The sequence below is a fragment of the Pseudomonas sp. 1152_12 genome (genome assembly GCF_052850675.1).
Map to the genome: position 1 here is coordinate 343,041 of NZ_VXCW01000002.1, position 16,790 is coordinate 359,830.

The window sequence follows — 16,790 nt, forward strand, 5'->3', positions numbered from 1 at the left end:
TTTTTATACGGCTTGAATCAGAACTTGTACGTCATGCCCAGGCCGAAACCGTTGGCGCTGTTTTCGTACTTGGACGCATAGGTCTGGCCCAGCGCGTTCTGCTTGTTCACCTTGACCGGCTCTTCCTTGAGGTAGGAGTAAGCCAGGTCGATGGTCATGTTATCCATCACCGCGTAGCCCAGGCCGACACTGAAGATGGTCCGGTCACCGGTAGGAATACGCGGCGAACGGTCAGTGTTGTTGGTCGGCGACTGGTCGAAGGTCAGGCCGGTACGCAGGACCACTTGCTTGGTGACTTGGTACGAAGTACCCAGAGCGTAAGCCCAGGTGTCGTGCCAGTTCTGTGGCTCTTGGATCTGGCCGACGATACGCGGTGCAAGTGCACCACCTGTCGCTGCCGTTACACCTTCGTTGTTGACGGTAATGTCTTTCAGGCGGCTCCAGCGCGTCCAGGTCGCACCACCGTAAACCTTCCAGGCATCGCTCAGGTCTTGAGTCACCGAAGCGTCCCAGGATTCAGGGGTGTCAACTTTCAGCGAGGCATCGTAGCGGTTGGCGCGCAGGTAAGCGCCAGGAACGCCGGTGCCTGGCGTGACGTCGGTGTGGCCTTCGAGCTTGTATTTCACTTTCGAGTGGTAAGTCAGGCCGACGCGAGTGGTGTCGGTGGCTTGCACCAAGATACCGGCGTTGAAGCCCAATGCAGTGTCGTCGCCTTTGACTTTAACTTTGCTGTCACCGGTGCCTGCCAGGCCCGGCAGTGGCAGCAAGCCCAGGTTGGGTTGCGACTCCAGCGTGCCGGAAATGCGGTTAATGGTTGGGCCAAAACCGATCGACACCTTGTCGTTGAAGGCGTAGCTCACAGTCGGCTGGAAGGTGATAACAGCCACTTCACTCTTGCTGCCGAATGCACGGCCTTGGAAGCCACGTTCGTAGTCAGTCTTCAGGCCAAACGGTGCGTAAACACCGAAGCCGACAGCCCACTGGTCATTAAGTTTATTGGTGTAGAAACCAAAAGGCACCGCGGTGAACGGCACCATGTCGCCTTTGTTGCTGCCGCGTGAGCGGCCGCTGGCGTCTTTGATGTCGGTTGTTGCATCGATAGCGGCGACGCCACCGGTGATTTGCTGGCCTTCCAGACGAGCCATGCCGGCAGGGTTGCCGTAGACGGTGCTGGCGTTTTCGGCAGAAGAAGAGCGGCCTGCGAAACCCGTACCCATGCCAGCGACGTCTTGTTCGTTGAGGGCGAAGCCGCTTGCGAACAGTTGGGAAGATGCCATGGCAACGGCGAGGCTAAGTGTGGTCTTGAGCATTACTTTTTTCATTATTAGAACTCCGTGGTGATCACCGCTGCGGAAAGTATCAATAAATTTAAGTTAGCGCTATAGGCTGTAATGTAGGAGATAGAGCTGTTTTGTAGGACAATCCGACCAGAATCGAGGTTTTTAGCCGAATCTTGCAAAATGCCTGATCAGCAAGTGACCTGATTCATGGGTGAAACACAGGTTTGCCAGGCCTGGGTAAAGTCTCGCAGCCGACCTTGAGGATGAAATATTTCTTTCCAGATACGCGCCATGGCCAGTACGTCACCCGCTGGCGGCAGTGCAGAGCGATGTTGTTCGACCAGCAACCAAGCAATAGCGGTGGCGTAACGCAGGTTGACCGTCAGTTCCAGCTGGGGCGCGCTGAGGAACGCATGCTGACTGGCCAAGCCGCGTACCAGGCTGGCGCGCTCGGGGTCTTGTGCGAGGTATTCGTCCCACAGAGCGCGGTGACGAGGCTCGGTGATGCTGTACAGGCCATGGCCGCGCCGGTCATGCAGTGCGGAGCCAAGTTCCGATTGGCTGGCGGCAATGCCCAGCAACAGGGCTTCAGCTGTCGAGTCATGGCGGCCGAGGTAGATCAACGTCGGCCTGATCACATAACGACACAATTCGCTGGCGGCGATACCCATACAGGCCTCAATCCATGAAAGTGGTCGACGATGCCTGAGAAGGGGGCTTGGCAGCGGTTAATCGGATCTCAGGCTCGTCGCAAGCGGATCAGGCCGCTTGAGTTGAAGTGTAGTGTCATATTTGTGATGTAAAGGACTGTTTTTAAAACATCTTCATCGTTTAGTTATAACGTTTATATCTATTCGAGCTTAGTGCAAGTATTCCAAAATAAAATTTCAGGCAATAAAAAACCCTGCGTTTTTAGCAGGGTTTTTTGTGTTTCAGCGACTCGGGTCGATCAGGCAATCAATGCCTGACGGGTACGCTCGATCACGGCCTGCAGCGGCTCTGCGCTGGAGTATTGATCGGGGTACAGGCGTTCGCTGTGACGAGCGATGCCGTGTTCGTTGACCAGGGTGAAGCTGAAGCAGCCTTTGCGAGCGGCCATGATCAGGCAGTTCATTGGTGCAAAAGCGTTGGTGAGGGTGCGAATGGCATCCTGAGTGTGGATTTGAGTGTGCATATTATTGGTGTTCCTACAAATGACACGGTTAAGAACCGTGCAACGTTAAAACGTTCCAGTAACGTTGATCACCATTGATCAAACGAAGAACCCGACTGGAACAAAGCAGCCAGTTTGAAGCGCTAATAAGTTAGGCGCGCTTGGGCTGGCAGGTAGGTACTTAGGAGGGCAGGCAACACAACAGGGGCAAGGTTCTGGGCCCAGGGTGAAGATCCTGATCAATTTGCAGGTTGGTTCGGTCAGAGTATTGAAACTTCGCGGCACCCTTTGCTTGTTCAAAGGCAGTGTCGTCGCAAGGAATACCTGGAAACCATCGAGGTGGCCGATCCCGTGTTGTTCAGGGGAGTTATTCGACCAGAATTGACTTTCAGCTTGGTACTAACGCCGCGGATAGTAACGGATCGAAACACGGAAGGGAAGCGCCCGAACCAAAAAACTTCAATTAGCCGCCCAGCAATCCTCGATACACCAGCACTGTCGTTGTCGCCGCCAACGAGCAGCCCAGTGCGTAGGCCGCCAACGACAGGCGCCAGGAACGGCCAGTCTCGATCACTCTCATCACGTCGCGCATGTCATTGATTCGGCCTTCACCCAATTCAATGCACAGGCTCACTGCGGTAAAGGCTGCCGACAGCACAATGGCGATGGCGAACAGGGCACCGTCAGGAGAAGGCAGCGCCGCGTTGATGCAAAGTGAAGTCGCACAGATGGCCAGCAGCAACACGGCGAATAAGAGGATTCCTTTCATCAGACCTTACAAGGCTACGTGGAGGTAGGGCAGTGTGGCGAGACGGAGCAAATTTGAAAAGACCCCAGTTTTGGACCTGCAGTAACATTTTTCGGACGCTTTGAAGCAAAAAAACTCGGCGATATAACCAGTGGATGGGTACTTGTGCACATTAGTTGCGAAGTGTGTAACCGCTCTGTCACCCTCCTGGAAACGCCACCATTTGCCTGCAATGAGAATTTAAGTCAATGAAAAATATCGCTTTTTTTTATTGGTGAAAAAATCGTCAGTTTGACTGCGGCCCCCGTTCCATGGGCCTTTGCGCGAGCTAAAGACGGGTTGTCCACTGAGTTATCCACAGCTTCTGTGGATTGTCCCAAGCGCTTGCTCTAGAACGGGCGTGCACGGACTTTTCAGCTTTACCTGTAGGAAAAAAAGAGTAGAGTTGCGCGCCTTCCGTTCTGTCCCGCAGTGCTTTATGAAGTTTCGCTCAGTATCAACCTCTGTTACCGACACGCCTCAGACTGTTACCGTCCCCAAGCGTTTCTCCTTGAAAGTCGCTCTGTGGCTGCTCGACAGCCCGCGGCTGGGTCACAACACCAACGTCAAGCATTTTGCCGGGCGCTTGCTCAAGCAGCCGGCCCGCGAAGGCGTGGTCGCCGCGCAGAGCCGCTTGGGCCAATTGATGTGTCGCGAGTGCGGCAACGCCCGCGACCGCCGCATTGGCCATGACCTGTTGCGCCTGGCCGCCCGTGCCGGTGACCGCCGCGCCCAGCGCGAACTGGGGCAGGTCGAAGACTGAGCTGTCCTCAGGCCCTATGCTTGGTTAACCTTGCTCTTTTTCGGTAATGGCAGAAATGGCGATGGCTTTTGACTGGACCAGTATTGCCTTGGGCCTGGCTGGCGCTGCAGTGCCTTTATTGGTGTTGTGCTGGCAGATTCAACGGCGGCTGAGCGCGCGTATGACCGGCTGGGAACTGCTGGAAGAGCGCTTGGCCACCGCGCAACTGGCCCAGGAAGGGCTGGCGGCACAACTCGACGCCAGCCGCGACGAGATCAGCGACCTCAGCCAGGCCAACGCCGCCAAACAAGCTGACCTGGCTGCCGTGCGCCGTGAAGTCGAACTGCTGCAGATCGACCGTGATAACGCCCGCGACGCTGCGCACGCCTGGAACCTCGACCGCAGCGCCAAGGACACCGAGCTGCGCCGCCTCGACGCGCTGTCGGCGTCACTGCGTGCCGAACTGCGTGAGCAACAGGAGAGCCATCAACAACGGCTCGCCGACCTGCAAGGCGCACGGGACGAGCTACGCGCGCAGTTCGCCGAACTTGCCGGGAAAATCTTTGATGAACGTGAACAGCGTTTTGCCGAAACCAGCCAGGAGCGCCTCGGCCAATTGCTCGACCCGCTCAAGGAACGCATCCAGTCCTTCGAAAAGCGCGTGGAAGAAAGCTACCAGAATGAAGCGCGCGAACGTTTTTCCCTGGCCAAGGAGCTTGAGCGCCTGCAGCAACTGAACCTGCGCCTGTCAGACGAAGCCACCAACCTCACTCGCGCGCTCAAGGGCCAGAAAACCCAGGGGAACTGGGGGGAATTGATCCTTGAGCGCGTGCTGGAACATGCCGGGCTGGAGAAGGGGCGCGAGTATCAGACCCAGGTCAGCCTCAAAGGTCCGGACGGCGAGCGCTTCCAGCCGGACGTGTTGATCATGTTGCCCGGCGACAAACAGGTGGTGGTCGACTCCAAGGTCAGCCTTACGGCCTATCAGCAATACGTAGGGGCAGAGGATGACGTGATTGGCCAGGCGGCGCTCAAGCAGCACGTACTGTCGCTGCGCAATCACGTCAAAGGCTTGGCCGGTAAGGATTACAAGCGCCTCGAAGGCTTGCACAGCCTGGATTTCGTGCTGTTGTTCGTACCCATAGAGGCGGCGTTTTCCGCCGCGTTGCAAGCCGAACCGAACCTGTTCCAGGAAGCGTTCGACCGCCATATCGTGATCGTCAGCCCCACGACCTTGCTGGCGACCTTGCGGGTTATCGATAGCCTGTGGAAACAGGAGCGCCAGAGCCAAAACGCGCGCGAGATCGCCGAGCGCGCCGGTTGGCTGTATGACAAGTTTGTGCTGTTTATCCAAGACTTGGATGAAGTAGGCAACCGCTTGCAGCAGTTGGATAAGGCTTACAGCGCGGCGCGAAACAAGCTGACGGATGGCCGCGGTAATCTGGTCAGCCGTACCGAGCAATTAAGGTTGCTGGGGGCGCGTGCGAGTAAAAGCTTGCCGGCGGATTTGCTTGAGCGGGCGATGACCGATTCAGACGGTGTCGCGCACCTGCCTGAGTAAAAACGATCCACCATGTGGGAGGGAGCAAGCCCCCTCCCACAATTTTTAATCGAGTGCTCCAGGTTTATAGAGGTAAATGCCTGCTGAGCAACGCCCGCAACGCCGCCGGCTTCACCGGTTTGGCCAAATAATCCAGCCCCGCCGCATGCACCTCGGCCAGCATCTCCGGCCGGCCATCGGCGCTGATCACCACCCCTGGAATCGGCTCCGCCAACTGCGTGCGCAGCCAGCCCATCAACTCTGTGCCCGTCTCGCCGTGGTCCAGGTGGTAGTCCACCAGCGCCAATTGCGGGCGCACGCCATCGGCCAGCAACAACGCACACTGCGCCTGATCGGTGGCGGTCCACACCTCGCAGCCCCAGCGCGTCAGCAGGCTGCGCATGCCGATCAGGATGCTTTCTTCATTGTCCACGCACAGCACCTGTGCACCGCTCAATGGCTGCCCATTGTCCTGCTTTGTCTTGACCTTCAAACTGGCCTGGTTACGTGCTAAAGGCACGCGCACGCTGAACACGCTGCCTTTGCCCGGCCACGAACGCACGCTTAAGCGATGGTCCAGCACACGGCATAGACCGTCGGCGATCGCGAGGCCCAGGCCCAGGCCTTTTTCGGCGCGGGTCTGGTGGCTGTCGAGGCGCTTGAACTCTTCGAAAATCACCTGCTGTTTATCCAACGGAATGCCCGGGCCGCGGTCCCACACTTCCAGGCACAGTTCACCCTTGCGTCTGCGTACGCCAAGTAGCACTGGGCCGTCGGCATAGCGAAAGGCATTGGTGAGAAAATTCTGCAGGATCCGGCGCAGCAACTTGATGTCACTGTCTACCCGCAAACGGCTTCCGCGCAGGCGGAAACGCAGACCTTGCTCATGGGCCAGCGCCTTGAATTCAGCGCCCAGGGTGTCGAACAGCTCGTTGAGCACAAAAGGCTGGCGGTGTGGGTTTATCTTGCCGTTTTCCAGGCGCGAGATATCCAGCAGGTCGCTGATCAGGTCTTCGGCAGAACGCAGCGAGCTGTCCAGGTGCTGCACCAACTGGCGGGCTTCGCTGGACAGGCCGTCGTTCTGGTGGGAGAGGGCGGCGGAAAACAGCCGCGCCGCGTTCAGCGGTTGCATCAGGTCATGGCTCACGGCTGCCAAAAAACGTGTCTTCGACTGACTGGTGGATTCGGCCACGCCTTTGGCGTCGGTAAGTGCCACATTGAGTTGCGACAGTTCCTGGGTGCGTTCGGTGACCCGTTGCTCCAGGCCCTCATTGGCCTCGGTCAGCGCTTGTTCTGCTTCACGGAATGCCGTGATGTCGGTGAAGCTCATGACAAACCCGCCGCCAGGCATGGGGTTGCCGATCAACTCAATCACGCGTCCATTAGGAAACAAGCGCTCGGATGTGTGCGCGCGGCCCTGGCGCATCCAGTGCAGGCGTCGCGCCACGTGGACCTCGGCTTCGCCCGGCCCGCACAGGCCGCGCTCGGCGTTGTAGCGAATAATATCGGCAATCGGTCGTCCTACACTGATCAAACCTTCGGGGTAGTTGAAGAGTTCCAGGTAGCGCCGGTTCCAGGCCACCAGCTTGAGTGACTGGTCGACCACGCTGATGCCCTGTGTGATGTTTTCAATGGCGCCTTGCAGCAACGCGCGGTTGAACTGCAACACTTCTGACGCTTCGTCGGCGATCCGTACGACGTCCTCTAGCTGCATTTCCCGCCCTTCAATCGCGGCTTTTACGACCGCACGTGTCGAAGATGCACCCAGTACACCGGCCAATAGCCGTTCAGTGTGGGCGATCCAATCGTTATCGGCATTCTGGTTGGGGTTGAAACCTTTGCCTTGGCGATAGGCGAAGCGGATAAAGCTCTGTTGGGCGCGTTCTTCGCCGACAAAGCGCGCCGCGAGACTGAGCAGGTCGCTGATTTGCACGGACAGCATCGAGCGCGCGCTGGCACGCTGGCTGATTTCCTGGCCGATAAAACGCCCGGCCTGCCAATGCTCGGAAACGCGTGTACGCGACAGCATCGAGACCCAGACAAACAGCGTGAAATTACCCGCCAGGGAAAACACGGTGCCCAAGGTGAGTGAGGTGACGGATAAACCCAATGGGTGCGAATGCATCCACGTCAACCCAGGGAAAAGGCTAAACGACCAGCCAAGACTTTTCGCCGTCACCGGCAGGACCAGGGTGTAGAACCACAGAAAGGTGCCCGCCGCTAATCCGGCAAACACACCACGCCGGTTGGCTTGTTTCCAGTAAAGTGCACCGAGCATCGCCGGGGCCAGTTGAGTCACGGCGGCGAAAGCGATCTGGCCGATGGTCGCCAGGCTCGCGGTGGAGCCGAGCAGGCGATAACTCACGTAGGCCAGCAGCAGGATGATCACAATGCTGACCCGGCGTACCGACAGCATCCAATGGCGGAACACTTCGAACGGTCGTTCGGCGCTGGAGCGACGCAGCAGCCACGGCAGCAACATGTCGTTGGAGACCATGGTTGACAGTGCAATACTCGCGACAATCACCATGCCGGTGGCCGCCGAAGCGCCACCGATAAATGCAAGCACGGCGAGGGCTGGATGCGCCTGTGCCATGGGCAGGCTGATGACGTAGGAGTCCGGCAATACCGAACCAGGCAATAGCATTTTGCCGCCGAGCGCGATAGGAATGACGAACAGCGCGGCGAGGATCAAGTACGCCGGGAACACCCACTTGGCGAGGCGCAAATCCTGCGGGTCGATGTTTTCCACCACGGTGACGTGAAACTGCCGGGGCAGGCAGATGATCGCCATCATCGCCACACCGGTTTGCACCACCATCGACGGCCAGTTGATGGTTTCTTTCCAGTATTCCTCAAGGCGCGGTGCCAGCATCGCTTGGCTGAACAGGTCACCGAAACCGTCGTAAAGGCCATAGGTCACAAAGGCACCGACGGCCAAAAAGGCGAACAGCTTGACCAGTGATTCAAACGCAATCGCTAGCACCATGCCACGGTGGTGTTCAGTGGCGTCGAGGTTACGCGTACCGAACACAATGGTGAACAGCGCGAGCACCAGCGACACGATAAGCGCGGTGTCCTGGGCGCGGGTGCCGGTGGTGTCGGGGCCGGACCCGATCAGCAGGTTTACGCCCAGCACGATGCCTTTGAGTTGCAGGGCGATGTAGGGCAGCACGCCGACCAGACAGATCAGCGCGACAACCACCGCCAGGGACTGGGATTTGCCGTAGCGCGCGGCGATAAAGTCGGCGATGGACGTGATGTTTTCCTGCTTGCTGATCAGAATCATCTTCTGCAGCACCCAGGGAGCCAACACCAATAGCAATACCGGTCCTAAATAGATCGGTAAAAATGCCCACAGTTGTTCGGCGGCCTGGCCTACCGCGCCGAAGAAAGTCCAGCTGGTGCAATAGACGGCCAGCGACAGGCTGTACACCCAGGCACGCATCTTCGGCGGCAACGGCGCGTGGCGGCGGTCACCGTAAAAGGCGATGGCAAACATAATGGCCATATAGGCCAGGGCAACGGCGGCGATCAGCCCGCTGGACAGCGTCATGGTAACTCCGAGCGTAAGAACACCCAGGCATTCCAGGCCCGGTGGGACAGTCTCGCATGATGCTTGGGGTTAGTCAGTGTCGACCAAGGTCGTGTGGGCGCTAGCCTGCCTGCGATGCGGGCAGCTCGGTCTATCAGTGGCATCCGATTGATGCGATCGCAGGCAAGCCGGCTCCCACAGAATTCAGCTCCCACGGCTACCTCGGTGGCAGTGTCTTCTGACGCAAGATATAGATCGTCACTAGCACTGCACTGGTCAGCATAAACCCGCGTGCCCAAAACAACGGCACCAGGTAGCAGGAGGCGCCAATGCTCAGCCACATCAGGCCAATGGCATAAACCTTGCCCTTGAGCGGAATGCCATTGCCGTCCAGGTAGTCTTTGATCCAGGGCCCCAAGCGCGGGTGTTCCACCAGCCAGTGGTAGAAGCGCGGTGAGCTTCGAGCGAAGCAGGCGGCGGCGAGAAGCAGGAAGGGTGTGGTCGGCAATACCGGTAGGAAAATACCGATCACCCCCAGCGCAACGCTCAGCCAGCCGATGGCCAGCAGTGCGTAACGCAGGAATGCAGAGCGGTTGCCCATGGGTGTCACGGGCAAACGACTCAGTGGTGACGTGGCTTGAGGATCGCCGGTTTTTCGTCTGGTGCGTTGCACAGCAGGTACAGCGCGGTCAGCGCTTCCGGGATCTGTACGATCATGTCGTCCATCAGGTTGGCGTCGGAGGCGATGTCGGAAAACTCCGGCTGGTCGTCGAACAGACCCGAACCGACCATGATCGGCAGCAGCATTTCGCTGACTTCTTCCTCGGCGGTTTCGAACCAGGCGGCTTCGCGCAGGAACACGCCTTCCATGAAACCGATACACCAGCCGCGCAGGTCGGAGTCATCCGGCTCTTCGCCGAGGTCGAGGTCGCACGGCAGCTCGAATTCCTCATCGGAGGCCAGTTGGCGACCGATGTGGGCCTTGAGGGCCAGCAGGGTGGATTCGATTTCTTCGCGCTGGGCGGCATCGGCGTAATGCGGTTCTTCGGCGAACAAGGCGTCGATCCACTCACGGTCCGGCACGATGTCCGACGAGATCGACAGGGCAGTCAGATAGCCGTGGGCGGCCACGTAGTCCAGCGCCTCGTCATGCAGCTCATCGGCGTCGAGGAAGGCTTGCAGGCGGGTTAGTTGCTCAGCGAAGGACATTACGGGCTACCTTGGGAATAAACGATGCGCAATTCTAGGCTTTCTTGAGCGCCCAGGCCAGCCACACTGCATATTTGCCGGGTTTTAGATAGCGGTCGCTATTCGTCAGTCGCGCCCTTTGCGCAGTAACGCTCGGGTATACTGCCGCGTTTTGTGATGCCCCTGCAGGCCAAGCGCCAACCCGCGAAAACTTCGCTTACGGATTATTTCCCGTGAAAGCGTGTTTTTTCGGCCAGCCTGTACAGAGGGATTTCGGCACCATTTTGGAGTTTTACATGCTCGAGCAGGCTCAACGCGTCCTCAAGGACATCTTCGGCTACGACAGTTTTCGTGGCCGTCAGGGTGCGATCATTGAGCGCGTGGCCAATGGCGGTGACGCCCTGGTATTGATGCCTACGGGCGGCGGCAAATCCCTGTGCTTCCAGGTGCCGGCGTTGTTGCGCAACGGCCTGGCCGTGGTGGTGTCGCCGCTGATCGCGCTGATGGACGACCAGGTCGCCACCCTTGAGGAACTCGGCGTCGCCGCCGCGGCCTTGAACTCCACCCTTAGCGCTGAGCAGCAACGCGACCTGGCCGCGCGCATCAAGCGCGGTGAAGTGAAGATGCTCTACCTCGCCCCCGAGCGCCTGGTGCAGCCGCGCATGCTGGCGTTTTTGCAGAGCCTGGAAATCGCGCTGTTCGCCATTGACGAAGCGCACTGTGTGTCGCAGTGGGGCCACGATTTCCGCCGCGAATATTTGCAGTTGGGCCAGTTGGCGGAGTTGTTTCCCGACGTCCCGCGCATCGCTTTGACTGCCACCGCCGACAAACGTACCCGCGAAGAAATCGTTGAGCGCCTGCATTTGCAGAACGCCGAGCGCTTTCTGTCGAGCTTCGACCGGCCGAATATTTTCTACCGCATCGTGCCCAAGGAACAGCCGCGCAAGCAGTTGCTGGCGTTCCTTTCCGAGCGGCGCAGCGATGCCGGCATCGTCTATTGCCTGTCGCGTAAGAAGGTCGATGAAGTCGCCGCGTTCCTCTGCGAGCAAGGCTACCCGGCGTTGCCGTACCACGCAGGGCTGCCTAATGAAACGCGCTCTGCCCACCAGAAACGCTTCCTCAACGAGGAAGGCCTGATCATGGTGGCTACCATCGCGTTCGGCATGGGCATCGACAAATCCAACGTGCGCTTTGTGGCGCACATGGACCTGCCCAAGTCCCTTGAGGCGTATTACCAGGAAACCGGTCGCGCCGGCCGTGATGGCCTGCCGGCGGATGCCTGGATGGTCTACGGCCTGCAAGACGTGGTGATGCTCAAGCAGATGCTGCAGAACTCCGAAGGCGACGAGCGCCACAAGCGTTTGGAACAGCACAAGCTCGATGCCATGCTATCGCTGTGCGAAGAGACGCGCTGCCGCCGCCAAACGTTGTTGGCGTATTTCGACGAGGACATGCCCGAGCCGTGTGGCCACTGCGACAACTGCGTCGACGGCGTGCAGACTTGGGATGCCACCGAGCCGGCGCGCCAGGCGTTGTCGGCCATCTACCGTACTGGCCAACGCTATGGCGTGGGCCACTTGGTGGATGTGTTGCTGGGCAAGGACAACGAAAAGGTGCGCAGCTTTGGCCACGAAAAACTCTCGGTCTACGGCGTCGGCAAGGCCCGCGCCGAGGGCGAGTGGCGCTCATTGTTCCGGCAGATGGTTGCGCGCGGCCTGGTGGACATCGACCTTGAAGGGTATGGCGGCCTGCGCCTGAACGACAGTTGCCGGCCATTGCTCAAGGGTGAAGTAAGCCTGGAGTTGCGTCGCGACCTCAAGCCGCAGACCACCGCCAAAAGCAGCACTAGCCAGGCCAGCCAGCTGGTGCGCGGCGAAGAACGCGAGCAGTGGGAGGCTTTGCGCACCCTGCGCCGCAAACTGGCGCAAGAACACAGTGTGCCGCCTTACGTTATTTTCCCTGACTCCACCTTGCTGGAGATGCTGCGCGAGCAGCCGACCACCATGGCAGAGATGGGCCGGGTCAGCGGTGTCGGCGCGCGCAAGCTGGAACGCTACGGGCAGGCCTTCCTCGAAGTGCTCGGCGGGCAGGCCGAAGCGCCGAAGGAAGTCGCCGATATACGCCACGAATTGGTCAGCCTGGCACGCGCCGGCATGACCCCGATCCAGATTGCCGGCCAGCTGCAATGCTCGGAAAAAAACGTCTACACCTTGCTGGCCGAGTCCATTGGCAAGCAGCAGTTGTCGTTGGAGCAGGCCCTTGATTTGCCGGAGGATCTGCTCGGTGAAATCCAGGACGCGTTCCTTGACGGAGAAGGTGAATTGCCACCCGTTTCGGAGATCGCGCCGCTGTTTACGGGGCGTGTTCCAGAGGGTGTTTTGTACTGTGTGCGTGCCGCTTTGCAGTCGGAATTCGAAATTTAGTGTGCCAATTGCGCCAATGTAACGAATCAGTACATAGCGGCGCTTGCCTCCTGGCATGGCTCATGCTTAGCTGACTAATAATTAGCCACACTTTATTTTCAGTCTAAATCATGAGTTTTTTATGCCGTTAACCGATCAACACCGCTTTGGCATGCAGTTGGCGCAAATGTCCCGTGGTTGGCGCGCCGAGCTGGACCGCCGTTTGGCGGGGCTGGGTTTGTCTCAGGCGCGTTGGCTGGTGCTGTTGCACTTGGCCCGTTTCACAGAAGCGCCCACCCAGCGTGAGCTGGCGCAAAGCGTTGGAGTAGAAGGGCCGACGCTGGCGCGTTTGCTCGACAGCCTTGAAGGCCAAGGCCTGGTGCAACGCCAGGCCGTGCTGGAAGACCGGCGTGCCAAGCGCATTTTGCTGTGCGACACCGCCCGCCCTTTGATCGAGCAGATCGAAACCATCGCTACGGCGTTGCGCCATGAGCTGTTTGTGGGTGTGGATGAAGAAGATTTGCGTGTGTGCATGCGTGTGCACGGGCATATTTTGGCGAACCTGGAAAAGCCCTGATCCTAAGGACAGCAGAGATCACAATGTGGGAGGGAGCAAGCCCCCTTCCACATCGGGTTTTGTGCAGCGCGTTAGAAGGTTTGGCCCAGGTTCAGGTACACCGCCTGCTGCTTATCATCATTGAACCCATAGCTGAAGTTCAGCGGACCCAGCGGCGTATCAAAGCCGAGGAATACACTCGCGGCGTTGATATACCCACTGTCGAATTGATTGTCGTTGTTCCACGCTCGGCCGCGTTCTACCGAGGCGCCCAGGTACAGCGGGAAATCCAGCGGCAGGTACGAGCGCGGCGTCAGGCGGCGGTAGTACACCGCGCGCATCAAGGCAATGTTCTGCCCCGAAATCGAATCTTCGCGAAAGCCCGACAGTTGCCGCGCACCGCCCAGCAGGAAGCTGGAGATCACCACGTCGGATTTATCCAGGGTGCGCCCGTAACGCCCGCCCAGTATCAGCGTGTCCGGGCCGTGGCTCATGGCCTTGTCCAGCTTGAACTCCCACTGCCGGTAGCGTTGGTCCGAGCCTAGGCCAGGTTCAAATTCGCGAAAGGCCAGGCCGATGTCTTCGCCGGTGTGGGGGAAGTACACGTTGTCCAGGGAGTCGAAGGAGTACTTCAACTCATAAAAGCCCTCGCTGAAGCTCACGCTCGGCAGGTCACGCTCGCCAATGCGCACGTCCGCCTTGCCCCAGGCTTCGCCGACGCCGAAGCGGATCTCGCCGCTGGTGCCGATCTGGCGCCCCACATTCAAGCCAAAACCGTAGCGCTCCAGGCGATACTCGGCGATAGGGTCGTTGTCCAGAACCAGGTCAACGTTCTGCGCTTGGGCACTGATATAGGGCGCGACGAAGTAGCGAGAGCCGACATCCAGCGGCTGGTAGAACTCGCTGTACAGCTCCTGTCTATCACCGATCTGCACCCGCGTCAGCCATTCGGCGCCGAGGCGGTTGATACCGTTCATGCGGTAACTGGCGCCAAGGTTGAAGGCACTTTCACCGCGCATGTCATCCGACAGGTTCAAGCCCAGGCGTAAGTAATCGGTGCCGCTGCGCTTGCCGCGTGCGCTGATCACCAAGGTGTTGTCCTTGCCCTTTTTCACCACGCGGTATTGCACCTGCTCGAAGTAATCCAGGCCGTACAGGGTGCCCATGTCAGTTTGCAGGCGACCTAGGTTCAGCGGTTCGCCCAAGTCTTGGCGAATGTAGTAACGGATCACGTCATCGCTGACTTTCGAATCGTTCTCCACCTTGATCGAGGTGATCACCGGGGTGCGTTCGCCCGGTGTGCGCGCTTCGACCAGTTGCGGGTCTATCGGCTCGGCGGGGCGTAGACGCGCCAAGCGTACGTCGAGGGCGCGGGTGGCGCGGTAGCCGGCGTCGATCATGTCTTTGGCGCGACCGAAGTCTGTCACGCCATAGGCGGCCAGTGGCGGCTGGATCAGCACGTCTTTGGGGTGCAGGGCCTTGAGTTGCTCTTCAGAGTTGCGCCGGGTCATCAGGGTGATCGACTGGTTGAGCACGTCGACCACGGTGGCCAGTTGCTTGCGCGTGCGCAGCGGGGTGCCGATGTCGACGACGATGGCAATGTCGACGCCCATCTCGCGGGCCACATCCAGCGGGATGTTGTCGGTCATGCCGCCGTCCACCAGCAGCCGGCCGTCTATTTCCACCGGGGCGAACACCGCCGGGATCGACATGCTGGCGCGGATCACCTGGGGCAGGTGGCCTTTGTTGAACACTACTTTTTCGCCGGTGGTGATGTCGGTTGCCACTGCGCGGAACGGGATCGGCAGCTTGTCGAAGTTACGCGTGTTACTGCTGTGGGCGAACATGCTTTCCAGCAGCAATGCCAGGTTCTGGCCCTGGATCACGCCGAGCGGCAGGCCGAGGCTGCCATCGTCGCGAAAGCTGAGCTTCTGTTTGACCAGGAAATCGCGGTCATCCTGTTTGCGTCGAAACGGTACATCTTCCCGTGGCGGCGCGTCGGACAGTGCCTGTTTCCAATCAATATTCAGCGCGAGCTTTTCCAGCTCATCGATCTTGTAGCCCGACGCATACAGCCCGCCAATCACCGCGCCCATGCTGGTGCCGGCAATCGCATCGATCTGAATGCCTTGTTCCTCCAGAGCCTTGAGCACACCGATATGCGCCAGGCCACGTGCGGCACCACCCGACAGCACCAGGCCGATTTTAGGGCGCGGTGTTTCAACGGCGTTGGCGAGCAGAGGGAGCAGGCACAGGAACAGGCAGGACAACAGGCGGCGCATCACGAATCTCGGGGCTGGGCGATAAAGGCCGGTATTATAGCCACTCGAACTGCCGAGCCCGTCATATCAGGAACCTGTCAAATTATGTCGCTGAGCAAACCCGAGATCGTCATCACCTATTGCACCCAGTGCCAGTGGCTGTTACGCGCCGCGTGGTTAGCCCAGGAATTATTGAGTACGTTTGCCGACGACTTGGGCCGGGTGGCGCTGGAGCCGGCCACTGGCGGCGCGTTTCGGATTGCCTGCGATGGCGTGCAGATCTGGGAGCGCAAGGCCGACGGCGGCTTTCCGCAAGCCAAGGTGCTTAAACAGCGTGTGCGTGATCAGATCGACCCTCAGCGGGATTTGGGCCATAACGATCGTCAGCCCTGAAGATCACGCCGTTGCCGCAGGCGCTTTGGCCTGGCTGGCGCTGCCCATCAAGCCGGAGAGCACGATGGCGACGATGATTAGCGCGCCACCCAGCAACATGCGCAAGGTTGGGGTTTCGGCGAACAACAGCCAGGCCACGGTGATGCCATAGACCGGCTCCATGGCAAACACCACCGAGGCGGTGCGCGCCTTGATCACCGCGAGGCTGGCGACAAACAGGCTGTGGGCCAGGCCGGTGCAGAACACTCCCAGGAGGCCGATCCATAACCAGTCGATGGCACGCACCTCTGCCAGCCCCGGCGCCGCCACGGGCAGCAGGCAGGCCGCCACCACTACGTTCTGGCACAGTGCAGCCTGCACCGCCGGGATCCGCCCGGAACTGGCGCGATTGTTCAGCGACAACAGCGAAAACAGTAGGCCCGAGGCAATGCCCCAGAGCAGGCCGCCCGTCGCTGCGCTGGCGAGGTCGAAGTCTGGCGTCACCAGTATCAGGCCGATGCTGACCAGCACCACCAGCAGCACTTCATTAGCGCGAATGCGCTCGCGGAAGATCATCCCTTCAAGGATTACAGTAAACGCCGGGAACGCCGTAAACCCCAGGGTGGCGACGGCGACACCGGCGACTTTCACGGCAATAAAAAACGTCACCCAATGCGCCGCGAGCAGCACGCCGCTGATCAGCAGGCGGCGCCAGTCGCGCATCTCGAGTGTTTTCCAGGTGGTGTTGCTGGCGAATCGCGCGAATACCGCCAGGGCCACCACAGCAAAGGCGGCGCGACCAAACACGATGATGGCGGGCGAGGCGGCCGCCAGCTTGCCGAATACGCCGGTGAGGCCAAACATCAATGCGCCGATATGCAGGGCGCCGAGGGCTGAGCGGGGAGTCATTGCGTTCCTTGAACCAACGGGAGTGACAGAGCCGCAGTCTAGAGGGTTGAGGGCGTGGACGTCTG

14 protein-coding genes are annotated in these 16,790 nt (G+C 59.5%); 5 read left to right on the forward strand and 9 right to left on the reverse strand.

The genetic code is table 11. The features are described from left to right. Positions 1-17: 17 nt before the first annotated feature. From FW764_RS04240 to FW764_RS04255, 4 genes are all read right to left on the reverse strand, one after another. A complete protein-coding gene (locus FW764_RS04240; RefSeq protein WP_446432891.1) occupies positions 18-1,322 on the reverse strand; it encodes an OmpP1/FadL family transporter in 1,305 nt (434 codons plus the stop codon). Between the two features lie 146 nt (positions 1,323-1,468). After that, positions 1,469-1,951, reverse strand: coding sequence for a hypothetical protein (locus tag FW764_RS04245; protein WP_446432892.1), 483 nt, complete (start codon positions 1,949-1,951; stop codon positions 1,469-1,471). A gap of 278 nt (positions 1,952-2,229) precedes the next feature. Continuing rightward, positions 2,230-2,454 (reverse strand): hypothetical protein, encoded by a 225-nt coding sequence (locus FW764_RS04250; protein WP_446432893.1) that lies wholly within the window; start codon positions 2,452-2,454, stop codon positions 2,230-2,232. Positions 2,455-2,896: 442 nt separating this feature from the next. Next, the gene (locus FW764_RS04255) at positions 2,897-3,202 is read right to left on the reverse strand and encodes a hypothetical protein (protein ID WP_446432894.1); all 306 of its coding nucleotides are present in this window, start codon (positions 3,200-3,202) and stop codon (positions 2,897-2,899) included. A 457-nt stretch (positions 3,203-3,659) separates the two neighbouring features. Here FW764_RS04255 and FW764_RS04260 point away from each other — a divergent pair, with 457 nt between their 5' ends. Together FW764_RS04260 and rmuC are read left to right on the forward strand one after the other, a co-directional pair. Beyond that, the gene (locus FW764_RS04260) at positions 3,660-3,983 is read left to right on the forward strand and encodes a sel1 repeat family protein (RefSeq protein ID WP_446432895.1); all 324 of its coding nucleotides are present in this window, start codon (positions 3,660-3,662) and stop codon (positions 3,981-3,983) included. Positions 3,984-4,044: 61 nt separating this feature from the next. Continuing rightward, a complete protein-coding gene (rmuC, locus tag FW764_RS04265; RefSeq protein ID WP_446432896.1) occupies positions 4,045-5,523 on the forward strand; it encodes a DNA recombination protein RmuC in 1,479 nt (492 codons plus the stop codon). A gap of 64 nt (positions 5,524-5,587) precedes the next feature. On the opposite strand, the gene FW764_RS04270 is transcribed toward rmuC, so the two are convergent. The 3 genes from FW764_RS04270 to FW764_RS04280 all read right to left on the reverse strand — a co-directional run bounded on the left by FW764_RS04270 (position 5,588) and on the right by FW764_RS04280 (position 10,246). Beyond that, entirely contained in the window at positions 5,588-9,058 is a 3,471-nt protein-coding gene (locus FW764_RS04270; protein WP_446432897.1) for a hybrid sensor histidine kinase/response regulator, read from the reverse strand. 196 nt (positions 9,059-9,254) lie between these two features. Further along, the gene (locus FW764_RS04275) at positions 9,255-9,638 is read right to left on the reverse strand and encodes a YbaN family protein (RefSeq protein ID WP_446432898.1); all 384 of its coding nucleotides are present in this window, start codon (positions 9,636-9,638) and stop codon (positions 9,255-9,257) included. A gap of 20 nt (positions 9,639-9,658) precedes the next feature. Next, positions 9,659-10,246: a UPF0149 family protein gene (locus FW764_RS04280; protein WP_083357466.1), complete on the reverse strand. Its 588-nt coding sequence runs from the start codon at positions 10,244-10,246 to the stop codon at positions 9,659-9,661. 275 nt (positions 10,247-10,521) lie between these two features. Between FW764_RS04280 and recQ the strand changes: the two genes are divergently transcribed. Both recQ and FW764_RS04290 read left to right on the forward strand, forming a co-directional pair. After that, positions 10,522-12,648, forward strand: a complete 2,127-nt coding sequence (gene recQ, locus FW764_RS04285; RefSeq protein ID WP_446432899.1) for a DNA helicase RecQ — start codon at positions 10,522-10,524, stop codon at positions 12,646-12,648. A gap of 121 nt (positions 12,649-12,769) precedes the next feature. Next, on the forward strand, positions 12,770-13,204 hold the full coding sequence (locus tag FW764_RS04290; RefSeq protein ID WP_446432900.1) for a MarR family transcriptional regulator: 435 nt from the start codon (positions 12,770-12,772) through the stop codon (positions 13,202-13,204). A gap of 71 nt (positions 13,205-13,275) precedes the next feature. Here FW764_RS04290 and FW764_RS04295 read toward each other — a convergent pair whose 3' ends face one another. Beyond that, positions 13,276-15,465, reverse strand: coding sequence for a patatin-like phospholipase family protein (locus FW764_RS04295; RefSeq protein WP_446432901.1), 2,190 nt, complete (start codon positions 15,463-15,465; stop codon positions 13,276-13,278). Positions 15,466-15,549: 84 nt separating this feature from the next. Here FW764_RS04295 and FW764_RS04300 point away from each other — a divergent pair, with 84 nt between their 5' ends. After that, positions 15,550-15,837 carry a SelT/SelW/SelH family protein gene (locus tag FW764_RS04300; RefSeq protein ID WP_446432902.1) on the forward strand — a complete coding sequence of 96 codons (288 nt, stop codon included), beginning with the start codon at positions 15,550-15,552 and terminating at the stop codon, positions 15,835-15,837. A 3-nt stretch (positions 15,838-15,840) separates the two neighbouring features. On the opposite strand, the gene FW764_RS04305 is transcribed toward FW764_RS04300, so the two are convergent. After that, positions 15,841-16,725, reverse strand: a complete 885-nt coding sequence (locus FW764_RS04305) for a DMT family transporter (RefSeq protein ID WP_446432903.1) — start codon at positions 16,723-16,725, stop codon at positions 15,841-15,843. Between the last annotated feature and the right edge of the window lie 65 nt (positions 16,726-16,790).